Origin of the sequence: uncultured Friedmanniella sp. (assembly GCF_964244285.1) — a bacterium.
Taxonomy (GTDB): Bacteria; Actinomycetota; Actinomycetes; order Propionibacteriales; family Propionibacteriaceae; genus Microlunatus.
This window is the reverse complement of the sequence record NZ_CAXTHT010000002.1, coordinates 564,856-578,027: the sequence shown is the minus strand read 5'-3', so window position 1 is coordinate 578,027 and position 13,172 is coordinate 564,856. Positions and strand designations below refer to the sequence as shown.

Here is a 13,172-nt window from a genome sequence, read left to right as displayed (position 1 = left end):
CGCGGGCGTCAGCCGGGCCGAGAACGACATCAGGTCACCACGGATCGGTCGGATAGCGGAAATCCAACGTCGGGATGCTCCGCATTTGCCGCAGTGATATCGCGGGATCCACCGCTCGACGGCGCCTGGATATCCGTCGAACCGATACCTCCCATCGTTATCACGAATTTCAGAAGGGATAGCCAAGGGCCTAGCGTGAACCGCAACTCCAGGAGGAACTTCATGAGTCGCAACGCCGCGCATGCCGGCCCGTACGCCCTCGGCACCTTCGCAGCGGGTGGCCGCTCGTTCGCCGGACTGGTCGTGGGTCAGCGGGTCCACCCGCTCGAGGAGCTGAGCGGGCTCCCGCACCCCTCTGTCCGTGAGCTGCTCGAGCACTGGGAGAGCACCCGGCCCGCGCTGGACGCCCTGGCCGACCGGGTCGCGGACGATGAGCCCGGCCTGGAGCTGCTGGAGCTCGAGCTGCTGAAGACCCTGCCGCCGGTCGAGCCGCGGCAGATTTTCCAGAGCGGCGCCAACTACCGCACCCACGTGATGGACCTGGCCGCGGCCGACCGCAAGCCCGGTGAGACCCGCACGGCCGAGGAGATCCGTGAGGAGGTCGGTCGGCAGCAGGACGCGCGGGCGGCCTCGGGCGAGCCGTACGTCTTCACGGGGCTGGTCTCGGCGATGTGTGGCGCCTACGACGACGTCGTGCTGCCGGAGGGGACGAAGAAGAACGACTTCGAGCTCGAGCTGGCCGCGGTCATCGGTCGGCCGGCTCGACGGGTCAGCGTCGAGGACGCCCTGGACCACGTCGCCGGCTACACCATCGTCAACGACGTGACCACCCGCGAGTGGGTCTGGCGCCGCGACCTCCCCGAGCTCGGCACGGACTGGTTCCGGGGCAAGAACTCCCCGACCTTCCTGCCCACCGGCCCCTTCCTGGTGCCGGCGGACTTCGTCGGCGACCCGATGGACCTGCGGGTGACGCTGAAGCTGAACGGCGACGTGATGCAGGACGAGTCCACCAAGGACATGATCTTCGACGTCGCGCAGCTGGTCTCCTACTGCTCCTCGATCGCCACCCTGCTGCCCGGCGACCTGGTGCTGACCGGCAGCCCCGCTGGCAACGGCATGCACTGGGGGCGGCTGCTGCGCGCGGGAGACGTGATGGAGTCCGAGATCACCGGCCTCGGGGTGCAGCGCAACGGGTGCCGCGACGAATGAGCGACCAGGTACCGGACGGGGTCGAGACCGTCGACCTGCACGCCCACGCCCTGGCGCCGGCCGTGATGGGCCTGGTGTCGGACCAGCCGGGCCACCTGGCCCAGCAGGACCAGGACCGACGGTTCTTCGGCGCGGCATCGTCCGCGGTCAACGGGGCCCAGCTGGGCCGGATCGGCCCGTTGCTGACCGACCCGGCCCGCCGGCTCGCGGCCATGGACGCCGCCGGGGTCGACCGCCAGCTGGTCAGCCCGATGCCGCTCTACCACTCGTGGGCGGACGAGCCGTTGGCGGAACGGATCACCCGCCTGACCAACGCCGGTGTTGCTGAGCTGGTCGCCACGAACCCCGGACGGCTGACCGGCCTCGGCACCGTTCCGCTGCAGCATCCCGAGCTGGCCGCGGCCGAGCTCGACCACGCCGTCAGCGAGCTGGGCCTGGCCGGGGTACAGATCGGCACCGCGTACGGCGACCGTGAGCTGGCCGACGACGCGTACGCGGGCTTCTGGGCGCGGGCCGAGGAGCTGGGCTGCGTCGTCTTCGTGCACCCGTGGGGCTGTTCGCTGGGCGAGCGGCTGGACCGGCACTACCTGGCCAACACGGTGGGCAATCCGACCGAGACCACCGTCGCGCTGTCGCACCTGATCTTTTCGGGACTGTTGGACCGGCACCCCGGGCTGCGCCTGCTGGCCGCGCACGGCGGTGGCTACCTGCCCACCTACATCGGCCGGTCCGACCACGCCTGGGCCGCCCGGCCGGACGCGCACGCGTGCGCCGAGCCGCCGAGCGCGTACCTGCGCCGGATCTGGTTCGACTCCCTCGTCTACACCCCGCAGGCGCTGCGGCAGCTGGTCGAGGCCGTCGGCGCCGCGCAGGTCGTGCTGGGCAGTGACTACCCCTTCGACATGGGCGTCGAGGATCCGGTCGACCGGCTGCTGGCCGCCGGGCTCGACGCCGCCGACGAGGTTGCGGTCCGGGGCGGCAACGCGGCTCGACTGCTGCAGCGTTCGACGGTGGGGGCCCGGTGAGCGGAACCCCTTCGGGGCCTTCGACAGGCTCAGGGCGCGCTGAGGACGCGATCGTCGAGGCGGCCGAGAAGTACCGCAACTGGGGCCGCTGGGGCGAGGACGACGTCCTCGGCACGGTCAACTTCATCGACGAGGCGAAGCGCCGGGAGGCGGCCGCGCTGGTCACCCGCGGCGTCTCGATCTCGCTGTCGCAGTCCTTCGACATGGACGGCCCGCAGAACGGCTGGCGGCGCCGGACCAATCCCGTGCACACGATGCTCGACTCGGGCACCGACGCGGCCTTCGGCGTCCAGGGCTTCCCGCACGGCTTCGGCGGCGCCGACGACGTGATCGCTATGCCGCTGCAGTGCAGCACCCAGTGGGACGGGCTGGGCCACATCTTCGACCGCACGATGGCGTGGAACGGACGGCCCTGCCAGGAGGTCGTGACCGGCGAGGGCGACCGCGTCACCGGGATGGAGAACATGGCCGCACCCGTGGTCTCCCGGGGCGTACTGCTCGACGTCGGCCGGGCCCTGGGTGACGGGCTGGGGACCGACGGGGAGCTGCCCGACGGTTTCGCCATCACCGAGGAGCATCTCGAGGCGACCATCGCGGCCCAGGGGGCGAGCGCGGCCGTCGGCAGCGGCGACATCGTGCTGGTGCGGACGGGTCGGCTGGCCCGCGCCAAGCGCGACGGCTGGGGTGCCTACGCCGGCGGCCCTGCCCCGGGCCTGTCCTTCTGGACGGCGGGCTGGCTGCACCGGACCGAGGTGGCCGCCGTGGCCACCGACACCTGGGGTTTCGAGGTGCGTCCGAACGAGTTCCCCGACGCCTTCCAGCCGCTGCACCAGGTGGTCATCCCGAACATGGGCCTGCTGATCGGGGAGCTCTGGGACCTCGACGAGCTGGCCGAGGACTGCGCCACCGACGGCCGCTGGGATTTCCTGCTCACCGCCGCCCCGCTCAAGGTCACGGGCGCCGTCGGCGCCCCCCTGAACCCCATCGCGCTCAAGTAGACGGGCCGGCCGAGGTGGCCGAGCCGGCTCCCTGAATTATCACCACCAGTTGGAGCCGCCGGCCCGCCCTGAGCGCAGCCAGGCGGCGATGGCGCGAACTGGTCATGGAAAATCAGGTGGGGACTGCGGGTACTAGCGTCGAGGGATGACGGTTCTCCGCTCGCTCGGCCTGTTCGTCCTCGCCGCCGTCGCCGAGATCGGCGGCGCGTGGCTGGTCTGGCAGGGGGTGAGACTGCACCGCGGCTGGGGCTTCGTGGCCGCCGGGGCCGTGGCGCTCGCGCTCTACGGCCTCGTCGCCACCCTGCAGCCGGACAACCATTTCGGCCGCATCCTCGCCGCGTACGGCGGGATCTTCGTGGCCGGCTCGCTGCTCTGGGCGATGGTGGCCGACGGCTTCCGCCCCGACCGCTGGGACCTCGCCGGCGCGGCGCTCTGCCTGGCCGGTGTCGCCCTCATCATGTACGCCCCGCGGGGCCAGGCCGGCTGAACCGGGTCGACCGCCGTCTCGTACGGTGCTGAGATGACGACGCCAGGCTCGGCCACCTTCCCCGACGGCTTCCTCTGGGGAGCCGCGACGGCCTCGCACCAGGTGGAGGGCGGCAACGTCGCCAACCACTACTGGGAGTGGGAGCACGCGTCCGACACGCCGTTCGCGGAGCCGAGCGGGGACGCCGTCGACCACTACCACCGCTGGCGCGAGGATCTCGACCTGCTGGCCGGCGCCGGGCTGACGGCGTACCGGTTCAGCCTGGAGTGGAGCCGGATCGAGCCCGAGGAGGGCGAGTTCTCCCGCGCCGCGCTCGACCACTACCGGCGGATGCTGGACGGCTGTCGCGACCGCGGGCTGGCGCCGTTGCTCACCCTCAACCACTTCACCACGCCGCGCTGGTTCCACGCCGACGGCGGCTGGCTCAGCGAGCGCGCCGGCGACCGGTTCGCCCGCTTCGTCGAGCTGGCCCTGCCGGTGGCGCAGCAGGCGGCGTACGTGGTCACGTTGAACGAGCCGAACCTGGCCGCCTGCCTGCCCGTGCTGGCCCAGATGGCGGCCCGGGGCGAGCCCGTCGCCGGCCTGCCCCGCCCCGACCAGCCGCTGAGCGAGGCCCTGATCGCCGCCCACCGGCGGGCGATGGAGGTGTTGGACGGCGCCGGCTCACCGCCCGCCGGCCTGGCCCTGGTGGGCCAGGAGTGGATCGCCGAGCCCGGGCCGGACGGTGAGAGCGCCGACGAGGCCATGGTCTCGCACCGGGCCGCGATGGAGGACCAGTTCCTGTCCGCCACCAGCGGCGACGGCTTCGTCGGCATGCAGGTCTACAGCTGCGCCCGGATCGGGCCGGACGGCCCGGTCGCGAGCCCGGACGCCCCGATGACCCAGGCCCACGTCGAGTACCGCCCGCAGGCCCTCGGCGCCTCGGCGCGGCGGGTGTCGGAGGTGGTCCCCGACCTGCCGATCGTGATCACCGAGAACGGCCTGGCCACCGACGACGACGCCGAGCGTCGCGTCTTCACCGAGGAGGCGCTGCGTGGGCTGCACGCCGCGGTCGCCGAGGGAGCCGACGTCCGTGGCTACATCCACTGGAGCCTGCTGGACAACTTCGAGTGGTTCGCCGGCTACGGCCCGAAGTTCGGGCTGATCGCCGTCGACCGGTCGACCTTCGTCCGCACCACCAAGCCCAGCCTGGCCTGGCTCGGCGAGGTGGCGCGCCGGAACGGGCTCAGCTGACCCGGCTGGTGAAGGTGTGCCGGCCGGGGCCGGCTTCGGAGATGGAGCCGTCGGGCAGCACGACCTCCGCGCTGCTGCCGGCCGGCACGGTCAGCGAGAGCTCGAAGACGGCACCGTCCAGCCGCCACCGGACCTCGATCCGCCCGTACGGCGAGTCGTGCGCGGCCTCGACCCACGTCAGCCCGCCACCGGGCCGGGGCCGGACCCGGAATCTCCGGTAGGCCGGCTCGCCGTCCAGCAGCTCGATCCCCGCCGCGTAGCGGTGCAGGAACGAGATCACCGCGCCACGGGAGTAGTGGTTGAGCGACTCCGAGGGGACGCCGTCGGCCGAGACGCCGTCCCAGCGCTCCCAGAGCGTGGTCGCGCCGCGGTCCAGCATGGTCAGCCACGACGGCTCGGAGTCGGAGCGCAGCAACGCGTAAGCCACATCCAGGTGGCCCGAGTCGGCCAGCACCGGCAGCAGGTACGGCGTGGACAGGAACCCCGTGCCGACATGGGTGCCGGCGGCCCGGACCAGCGCGACCAGCCGCGCCGCCACCGCCGGCCGGACCGCGTCGGGCACCAGGTCGAACGCGAGCGCCCGGACGTGGTTCGCCTGCGTGTCCGGGGTCAGCCGGCCTTCGGCGTCCACGTACTCCGCGCACCACGCGTCCCGGACCCGGGCGGCGAGGTCGTCGTAGCGCGGGGCCTCGTCCGTCCGGCCGAGCACCGCGGCGATCCGGGCCAGCAGGCCCGCGGAGCGGGCGAACCAGGCCGTCGCGACGTCCCCCTGGTCCGCGGCCACGAAGGCGCCGAAGTCCGACAGGTCCTCCCCCGGCACCAGCCACTCGCCCCAGGAGAAGCCGGTGTCGCGCAGGTACCGCTCGTGGGGCGCGGCCTCGGGCCGGGCGGCGACCCGGCCGGGATGCCGCCCCTCGCGGGCCACCCGCTCGACCCGCGCCAGCCAACGGACCATCGCCGGCCACAGCTCGGCGAGGATCTCGGTGTCGCCGTAGGCCCGGTACAGCTCCCAGGGCACGACGGCGACGGCGTCCTCCCAGCCCGCGGAGCCGTTGAGGAAGGCGATCGGGCTGTCCCGGCCCTCGCTGGGCGCCGTCGGGCTGATGTTGGCGATCGTCCCGTCCGGCCACTGGTCCGCGGCGACGTCGCGCAGCCACTTGGTCGAGAAGCCGGCCACGTCGTAGAGGAACGCGGCCGTGGGCACGAACAGCTGCCAGTCCCCCGTCCAGCCGGCGCGCTCGCGGTGCGGGCAGTCGGTGGGCAGGTCGCAGGCGTTGCCGCGGAAGCTCCAGACCGCCGCCTCGTGCAGCGCGTTGAGCCGCTGGTCGCTGCAGGCGAACCAGCCGGTCCGCCGCAGGTCGGTGTGGACGACCACGCCCGTCACGTCGGTCGGCGTCAGGTCGTCGGGGTGGCCCTCGACCCGGACGTAACGGAAGCCGTGGGTCGTCCGGCGCGGCTCGAAGACGTCGCCGGGGACGCCCGCGGACGTCACCTCGTCGACCTGGCCGGCGGGTAGCGGCTCGGGCAGGAACGGGACGGCCGGCCGCAGGTGGCCGGTGGTGACGTCGCCGTCGGCGTCGAGCCACTCCCCGTGCACGAGCCGGACGGTCGTGCCCGCCGGGCCGAGCCGCGACAGCCGGACCCAGCCGTTGATGTTCTGGCCGAGGTCGACGACCTGTCGGTGCGCGTCCAGCCGGGTGATCGAGACCGGGGTCAGCTCCTCGATCCGGCGGACCGGTGGGGCGGGTGAGACCACCAGCCGGAACAGGTCGCCGGTGCGGGGCTCGACGAGGGGCCAGCCCGAGGCGTCGAAGCCGGGTTCGGACCAGCCGCGGGGCAACAGGCGCAGGTCCCACCGCTCGCCGGCGATCAGGTCCGCCGCGACCACGTGGCCGGGGCTGGTACGCCAGTCCGGACCGGTGCCGACCACCGTCTCGGTGCCGTCGGCGTGGGTCAGCACCAGCCGGGCGAGCAGCCCCGTCCGGGTGCCCCACTGGTCCGCGGCCCGGGTGATGCCGATCTGGCCGCGGTACCAGCCGTCGGCCAGGATCGCCCCGAGCACGTTCCGGCCCGGCCGCAGCAGCTCCGTGACGTCGTAGGTCTGCACCTGCAACCGAGTGTCGTAGGAGGTGAAGCCGGGCGTCAGCTCGTCGTCGCCGACCCGGACGCCGTTGAGGAACGCCTCGTAGATCCCGCACGCGGTGACGCGCAGCCGGGCCGAGGCGACCGGGGTGGCCACCGCGAACTCGCCCCGGAGCAGGGGCGCCGGCCGCTCGCCCGGCGCCGCGACCCGTCCCTCGGCCGGACCGATCCAGCTCACGCGCCCAGCTGTCGGCGCAGGAACGCAGACGTCCGGGCCAGCGCGTCGGTCGCTGCGGCGGGCGAGCCCAGCCACATGTGGTCGGCGTCGTCGTAGCACACGAAGTCGACGGCGACGTGCGCCGCGCGCAGGGCCGCGGCGAAGCGTTCGCTCTGCTCCCACGGGACGGCCCGGTCGGCACGGCCGTGCAACAGCAGGAAGGGAGGGGCTCCCGGGGCCACGTACGCCACCGGGCTGGCCGCGGCAGCCAGCTCGGGCACGGCCGCCAGTGGCGCGCCGAGCAGCTGGGCCTCGCGGGAGTCCGGGGCGCCCGGGTCAGCACCGGTGTCACCGGGCAGGGCGGCCAGGTCGCTCGGCGGGTACCAGGCAGCGACGGCCGTCACCGTTCCGGACAGCCCGAGCAGGGCGGCCAGGTGACCACCGGCCGACTCGCCCCACGCGGCGATCCGTGCGGGGTCGACGCCCAGGTCGTCGGCCCGGAGCCGCAGCCAGCCCACCGCGTCCTTCGCGTCGTCCAGCTGTGCCGGCCAGGTCGCCTCCCCGGTCAGCCGGTAGTCGACGCTGGCCACGGCGATCCCGGCGGCCGCGACGACCTCGAAGGGGGTCGGCGCGGTGCCCTCAGCAGTGGGCCCGGGGTACGCGGGCCCGACCGACCGCCGGCTGCCGAGCCGCCAGCCGCCGCCGTGCAGGAACACGACCACGGGGGCCGGGACCGGCCCCGCCGGCGGCAGGTAGAGGTCCAGCTCGAGCGGCCGGACACCCGGCAGCGTGGCGTAGGGGACCCCGGCGAGCACCTGCCCGCCGCCGGGCAGCGGACGGCCCGGCGGCAACGGCGCGAGGTGCGGGGGCAGCGGTAGTCCGGTCGGAGGACCAGCGGACGGCATCAGGGCTCCGGCCACTCGAGGCCGCGCAGGAACTCCATGTGGTGGGCCTCGGCGGCCGCGGCCATCTGCGGGAAGTCGGGCACGTACGGGGGCGAGTCGGGGTCGATGGTGTCGGCCGGGGTCCCCATCTGCTGGAAGAAGCGCTCGAAGCCACCGGTGGCCGTGCCCAGCATCCGCGCGGCCTGCTCGACCCGGTACGCGTGCGGCGCCCCGGCCGGGACGAAGCCGAAGTCGCCCTCGCTGAGCAGCCGGGACACCTTGGCGCCATCGGGCTGCTGGACGAAGACCCGCACCCGGCCCTCGAGCACGAAGAACGTCTCGTGGGTGTCGGCGTGGGAGTGCGGCGGGATGATGTCGCCGGCCGGGCAGGTGGCGGTGAACATCCCGAACTGGCCCTCGGTCTCGTCCCCGCTGAGCAGCACCGAGAAGGTGTCGGTGAACAACTTGGCGTGCTCCCCCTCACCGCGGCGCAGAAAGTAGGCCTCCGGGCGGCCGGGAAGCAGCCCCGTCCAGGCGGGTCGGCCGGGATCGGTCAGGTACTCAAAGCTCATGTCAGCGCACCTGACGGATCGGCACGATCAGCAGCGCACCGAGGACGCCCGCCCCGGCACCGGCCAGGAAGAGCGCCGAGAAGTTCTGCGGCGACGCCGCGGAGGCGCCGATGGCCAGCAGGGCCGGAGCGACCGCGGGCACGATGGAGGAGGGCAGGTTGTTGGCCAGGTTCATGATACCGAGGTCCTTGGCGGCGGTGGCGGGGTCGGGCAGCACCTGGGTGACCAGCGCGAGGTCGACCGCGAAGTAGATGCCCTGGCCCAGCCCGATCACCGCGATGGCCACCAGGAACGCCCCGTAGCTGTGGACGGTGGCCACGATGACCAGGCCGATCGCGAAGATGACCGCTGAGGCGATCACGAACGGCTTCCGCCGGCCGATCCGGTCCGAGAGCCGGGCCGCCGCGGGGGCGAAGACCAGCGAGACGCCGGTGAGCACGAGCGTGGCGAGGAAGATCCTGCCCGCCACGTCAGCCGGGGCCACGTGCTGGACGATGATCAGGTAGAAGGCCTGGTAGGCGTTGACCGCCGCGACGCCGAAGTAGATCAGCAGCCGGCTCCACCACGCCCAGGCGTAGTTCGGGTTGGTCAGCGGGTTCACCCAGAAGGTCGTGAAGAAGTCGGTCAGGGAGAAGCGGGGACGGTCGGCCGGGTCCAGCCGTCGGTCCCGGAGGACGAGGGCGAGACCGAGGATGCCCACCACGGCCACCGCTGCGGGCAGCAGGATCATGGCCGACAGGTTCGGCGACACGGCCTGGGCGATGAACAGCCCGACCAGGGCGCCCAGCGGAGCGCCGAGCCCGACCAGCGCGGACGCCGGCCCGCGGCGGTTCGGGGCCCACCGGTCCGGGATGACCGAGGTGGCCGCGACGACCGTCGCCGTGCCGCCCAGGGTCGTGATGATGTGGGCGATGGTCAGCGTCACGGTCGTGCCCGCGAGGAGCGTCAGCACGGCCCCCACCGCGATCAGCGCGGCGCCCAGCAGCAGGAACGGGCGGCGGCGGCCGAGTCGGGAGGCCGTCCGGTCGCTGAGCCGGCCCAGGGCCGGGTAGCCGACCAGGGCGAACAGGCTGGCCACTCCCACGACGATCGACAGCACCGTGGTGGCCCGCGCGGCGTCGACCGCCGAGGCCTTGAGCGACAGGGTGAGGACCGCCGGGACCAGGGTGGCCATGTACGCCGAGAGCGTGGCGAAGGCGAGCAGGGCCAGGAACCCGGGGCCGGGGTTGGCCCAACCGCCGGGTGGGGCGCCCGCCGCTGCCCCGAGCTGGGCTTGCTCGGCCTCGGCCTGGGACTGCTCGGCCGCCGTGGCGCTCTGCAGGGGTGACGTGGACATCGCAGCTCCTTTGCTCATCCCGATGACCCTTCGCCACCGGCCGATCCGACTGGGCTGGAACGTATCAGGACAACCAACCGCTTGTAAAGTAAAAGCCTTACACCTGTTAGATAAACCTAGACCGGCTGGTAATCTGCTGTGCGTCACCTGTCGCTCGAGGCCCGTCGCCTCGGACCTCGGGCCGAACGCCGTCGAGGAGGAGCTGCTGTGCCGCTGACCGAGGACGTGCGCGTCCGCCGCAAGCCGAGCGTCCGCGCCGAGGCCACCGAGGAGCGGCGTCAGCAGATCCTCCGGGCCGCGGTCGAGGCCTTCGCCGAGTCGGGCTACAACGGGACGTCCCTGCGCGACATCGCCGGCCGCGCCGGCCTGTCCCACACCGGGCTGCTGCACCACTTCCCGGACAAGCCCGGCCTGCTCGAGGCGGTGCTGGACGCCCGCGTCGAGAGCGCCTCCGTGGCGTTCCCGCTGGGCAGCGAGCACCCCGAGACGTTCCTGCGGGCCCTGGTCCAGGTGGCCGAGTACGACCTGACCCATACGGTCGAGGTGCGGATGTTCGCCATCATCTCGGCCGAGGCGCTGACCCCGGGGCACCCCGCGCACGGCTACCTGATCCGCTGGCACGAGCGTGTCCGCTCGAGGCTGAGCCTCGCCTTCACCGAGCTGGAGGCCCGCGGCCGCTACCGCGGCCGGCCGCTCACCCCCGAGCAGGCCGCCCTGCACGTCTCGGCCCTGCGGGACGGCGTCACGCTGCAGTGGCTGCTCGCCCCGTCCCAGGTCGACCTGGTCGAGGCGGTCCGCTCCCAGCTCCAGCTGTGCGTCGACGTCGACCTGTGAGGGGGCCCGGTGCTGACGGTCTCCAGCCGAGAGGCCACCCTCAGCCCGGCAGCTGCCGGCCGATCCCCTGGGCCGCGACCTGCAAGGCCGCGACCAACCGGGGCCGGTCCCGCTTGAGACTGGGCACGACGATCCCCAGCGCGGCGACGACCTCACCATCGCGGGGTCGGACCGGCACAGCCACCGAGCAGGCGCCGAGACTCATCTCCTCCGAGGTCGAGGCGTAGCCGTCACGGCGGACCCGTCCGAGCTGCTCGTTCAGCCGGCCCGGCTGCACCACGGTGTAGGGGGTGATCCGGCTCAGCTGGGCGAACGCCGACCGTCGCACCTCCTCCGGCGCCTCGGCCAGCAGGACCTTGCCCACCGCCGTGGCGTGCAGGGGCAGCCGGGAACCGACCCGGCTCACCACGGGCACCGACGCGTGCCCGGCCAGGCGGTCGAGGTAGAGCACCTCGAGCCCGTCCCGGACGGCCAGGTGCACGGTGGCGCGGGTGGCGGCGTAGATGTCGTGCAGGAAGGGCGAGGCGACCTCGCGCAGACCGGACTGCACCGGAGCCAGCAGCCCGAGGTCCCACAGCCGGCGGCCCACGGTGTACTCCCCCGCCGGCGTCCGGACCAGGGCCCCCCAGGTCACCAGCTCAGCCACCAGCCGGTGCGCGGTCGCCAGCGGCAGGTCGGCGCGGCGGGCCAGCGCGCTCAGCGTCAGCGTCCGGTGGCCGTCGTCGAACGCGGCGAGCAGGGCGAGCAGCCGCGAGGCCACGCTGCTGCCCGGCTGCTCCGTACCGCCCGCCACCCGAACCCCTGTTCCTGCTCGTCCGCACCCTTCCGTTCAGTGGAAGACCCTACTCGTCCGGGTCGCGACCTCCGGCTTACGGTGGACTGGTGACGACGACGACACCCGCTGCGGCTGCAGCCGAGGCCGGGACGACGGGCGCGTCCCCGCTGGCCGCGACCTTCGCCTCCGGTCCACCGGCGGACCCCGACGGCGCGGCAGTGAGCCAGGCCCAGATCAGCGACGAGATCGGCACCCTCGAGCGCGACTACCGCGCCGCCGGCCAGGTGGAGACCCAGCCCCGCTACGACTACCCGCCCTACCGCAGCAGCCTGCTGCGGCACCCGACCAAGGCCCTGCACCAGGTCGACCCCGAAACTGTCGAGCTGGTGGCACCCTGCTTCGGCCAACGTGACGTCGGCGTCCTCGAGGCAGACCTGACCATCCAGCACCGCGGCGAGCCGATCGGCGAACGGCTCGTGGTCACGGGCCGGATCCTGGACGGCGAGGGTCGACCCGTCCGCCGCCAGCTGGTGGAGATCTGGCAGGCCAACGCCGGCGGCCGCTACGCCCACCAGCGCGACCAGCACCCCGCGCCGCTGGACCCGAACTTCACCGGGGCCGGCCGCTGCCTGACCGATGACGACGGCTGGTACCGCTTCACGACGATCAAGCCCGGCCCGTACCCGTGGAAGAACCACCACAACGCCTGGCGGCCGGCGCACATCCACTTCTCGCTCTTCGGCACCGACTTCACGGCTCGGATGGTCACCCAGATGTACTTCCCGGGGGACCCGCTGTTCGCGCTCGACCCGATCTACTCCAGCATTGTCGACCAGTCCGCCCGGGACCGGCTGGTCGCGCGCTACGACCACGACGTCACGACGCACGAGTGGGCCACCGGCTACCGCTGGGACATCGTGCTGACCGGCGGCCGCCGTACGTGGACCGACGACCAGGCGGGAGGGGAGTCGTGAGCGCCCCGACGCCGGGACAGACCGTCGGGCCCTTTTTCGGCTACGCGCTCCCCTATACCGGCGGCGGTGATCTCGTGCCCCCCGGCCGCGCGGACGCGGTCCGGCTTCACGGTCGAGTGCTCGACGGGCACGGCCAGCCCGTGCCGGACGCCCTGGTCGAGGTGTGGCAGGCAGATCCCGAGGGCCGGGTCGTCCAGCAGGAGGGCTCGCTCCGTCGCGACGGCTGGACCTTCACCGGCTGGGGCCGCGCGGCCACCGACCCCGCCGGGCGCTACACCTTCTCCACCCTGACCCCCGGCGCGGCTCCCGGCAGGGTGGCGTTCTTCGCGATCGTCGTGCTAGCTCGAGGGCTCACCAACCGGCTGTTCACCCGGGCCTACCTGCCCACCGAAGAGGGGACGCTGGCCGCGGACCCCCTGCTCGGCTCGCTGAGCCCGCAGGAGCGGGCCACGCTCGTCTGCGGCACCGACGACCACGGCTACGTCTTCGACATCCGGCTGCAGGGCGACCGCGAGACGGTCTTCCTGCGCTACCCGGGGCAGTGAG

13 protein-coding genes are annotated in these 13,172 nt (G+C 73.3%); 8 read left to right on the top strand and 5 right to left on the bottom strand.

The genetic code is table 11. From position 1 onward, the window contains the following. Positions 1-222: 222 nt before the first annotated feature. From ACFE7W_RS07040 to ACFE7W_RS07020, 5 genes are all read left to right on the top strand, one after another. Positions 223-1,209, top strand: coding sequence for a fumarylacetoacetate hydrolase family protein (locus tag ACFE7W_RS07040; RefSeq protein WP_375424037.1), 987 nt, complete (start codon positions 223-225; stop codon positions 1,207-1,209). Further along, entirely contained in the window at positions 1,206-2,234 is a 1,029-nt protein-coding gene (locus ACFE7W_RS07035) for an amidohydrolase family protein (protein WP_375424036.1), read from the top strand. Before ACFE7W_RS07040 ends, ACFE7W_RS07035 begins: the two co-directional genes overlap by 4 nt. Beyond that, positions 2,231-3,232, top strand: a complete 1,002-nt coding sequence (locus ACFE7W_RS07030; RefSeq protein WP_375424035.1) for a cyclase family protein — start codon at positions 2,231-2,233, stop codon at positions 3,230-3,232. Before ACFE7W_RS07035 ends, ACFE7W_RS07030 begins: the two co-directional genes overlap by 4 nt. A gap of 145 nt (positions 3,233-3,377) precedes the next feature. After that, positions 3,378-3,719, top strand: a complete 342-nt coding sequence (locus ACFE7W_RS07025) for a YnfA family protein (protein ID WP_375424034.1) — start codon at positions 3,378-3,380, stop codon at positions 3,717-3,719. Between the two features lie 33 nt (positions 3,720-3,752). Then, positions 3,753-4,952 (top strand): glycoside hydrolase family 1 protein, encoded by a 1,200-nt coding sequence (locus tag ACFE7W_RS07020; protein WP_375424033.1) that lies wholly within the window; start codon positions 3,753-3,755, stop codon positions 4,950-4,952. Here ACFE7W_RS07020 and ACFE7W_RS07015 read toward each other — a convergent pair. Genes ACFE7W_RS07015 through ACFE7W_RS07000 form a run of 4 tightly spaced genes read right to left on the bottom strand, consistent with a single transcriptional unit; the run spans position 4,945 to position 10,043 of the window. Continuing rightward, on the bottom strand, positions 4,945-7,272 hold the full coding sequence (locus ACFE7W_RS07015; protein WP_375424032.1) for a glycoside hydrolase family 78 protein: 2,328 nt from the start codon (positions 7,270-7,272) through the stop codon (positions 4,945-4,947). The two genes, ACFE7W_RS07020 and ACFE7W_RS07015, sit on opposite strands and share 8 nt — an antisense overlap. Further along, positions 7,269-8,156: an alpha/beta hydrolase fold domain-containing protein gene (locus tag ACFE7W_RS07010; RefSeq protein WP_375424031.1), complete on the bottom strand. Its 888-nt coding sequence runs from the start codon at positions 8,154-8,156 to the stop codon at positions 7,269-7,271. The genes ACFE7W_RS07015 and ACFE7W_RS07010 overlap by 4 nt, the downstream gene beginning before the upstream one ends. Next, entirely contained in the window at positions 8,156-8,707 is a 552-nt protein-coding gene (locus tag ACFE7W_RS07005) for a quercetin 2,3-dioxygenase (RefSeq protein WP_375424030.1), read from the bottom strand. Before ACFE7W_RS07005 ends, ACFE7W_RS07010 begins: the two co-directional genes overlap by 1 nt. 1 nt (position 8,708) lies before the next feature. Further along, complete coding sequence (locus tag ACFE7W_RS07000) at positions 8,709-10,043, bottom strand: MFS transporter (protein ID WP_375424029.1); 1,335 nt, start codon at positions 10,041-10,043, stop codon at positions 8,709-8,711. Positions 10,044-10,250: 207 nt separating this feature from the next. Here ACFE7W_RS07000 and ACFE7W_RS06995 point away from each other — a divergent pair, with 207 nt between their 5' ends. Next, a complete protein-coding gene (locus ACFE7W_RS06995; RefSeq protein ID WP_375424028.1) occupies positions 10,251-10,877 on the top strand; it encodes a TetR/AcrR family transcriptional regulator in 627 nt (208 codons plus the stop codon). A 40-nt stretch (positions 10,878-10,917) separates the two neighbouring features. On the opposite strand, the gene ACFE7W_RS06990 is transcribed toward ACFE7W_RS06995, so the two are convergent. Next, on the bottom strand, positions 10,918-11,670 hold the full coding sequence (locus tag ACFE7W_RS06990) for an IclR family transcriptional regulator (protein WP_375424027.1): 753 nt from the start codon (positions 11,668-11,670) through the stop codon (positions 10,918-10,920). An 89-nt stretch (positions 11,671-11,759) separates the two neighbouring features. On the opposite strand from ACFE7W_RS06990, the gene pcaH reads away from it, so the two are divergent. Next, on the top strand, positions 11,760-12,626 hold the full coding sequence (gene pcaH, locus ACFE7W_RS06985; protein ID WP_375424026.1) for a protocatechuate 3,4-dioxygenase subunit beta: 867 nt from the start codon (positions 11,760-11,762) through the stop codon (positions 12,624-12,626). Then, positions 12,623-13,171, top strand: coding sequence for a protocatechuate 3,4-dioxygenase subunit alpha (gene pcaG, locus ACFE7W_RS06980; protein WP_375424025.1), 549 nt, complete (start codon positions 12,623-12,625; stop codon positions 13,169-13,171). The genes pcaH and pcaG overlap by 4 nt, the downstream gene beginning before the upstream one ends. Position 13,172: the final 1 nt, after the last annotated feature.

Excerpts from the sequence above, each read along its gene's own strand:
- ACFE7W_RS07040 (WP_375424037.1), top strand. The coding sequence starts at position 223 with ATGAGTCGCAACGCCGCGCATGCCGGCCCGTACGCCCTCGGCACCTTC.
- ACFE7W_RS07035 (WP_375424036.1), top strand. The coding sequence starts at position 1,206 with ATGAGCGACCAGGTACCGGACGGGGTCGAGACCGTCGACCTGCACGCC.
- ACFE7W_RS07025 (WP_375424034.1), top strand. The coding sequence starts at position 3,378 with ATGACGGTTCTCCGCTCGCTCGGCCTGTTCGTCCTCGCCGCCGTCGCC.
- ACFE7W_RS07020 (WP_375424033.1), top strand. The coding sequence starts at position 3,753 with ATGACGACGCCAGGCTCGGCCACCTTCCCCGACGGCTTCCTCTGGGGA.
- ACFE7W_RS07010 (WP_375424031.1), bottom strand. The coding sequence starts at position 8,156 with ATGCCGTCCGCTGGTCCTCCGACCGGACTACCGCTGCCCCCGCACCTC.
- ACFE7W_RS07005 (WP_375424030.1), bottom strand. The coding sequence starts at position 8,707 with ATGAGCTTTGAGTACCTGACCGATCCCGGCCGACCCGCCTGGACGGGG.
- ACFE7W_RS07000 (WP_375424029.1), bottom strand. The coding sequence starts at position 10,043 with ATGTCCACGTCACCCCTGCAGAGCGCCACGGCGGCCGAGCAGTCCCAG.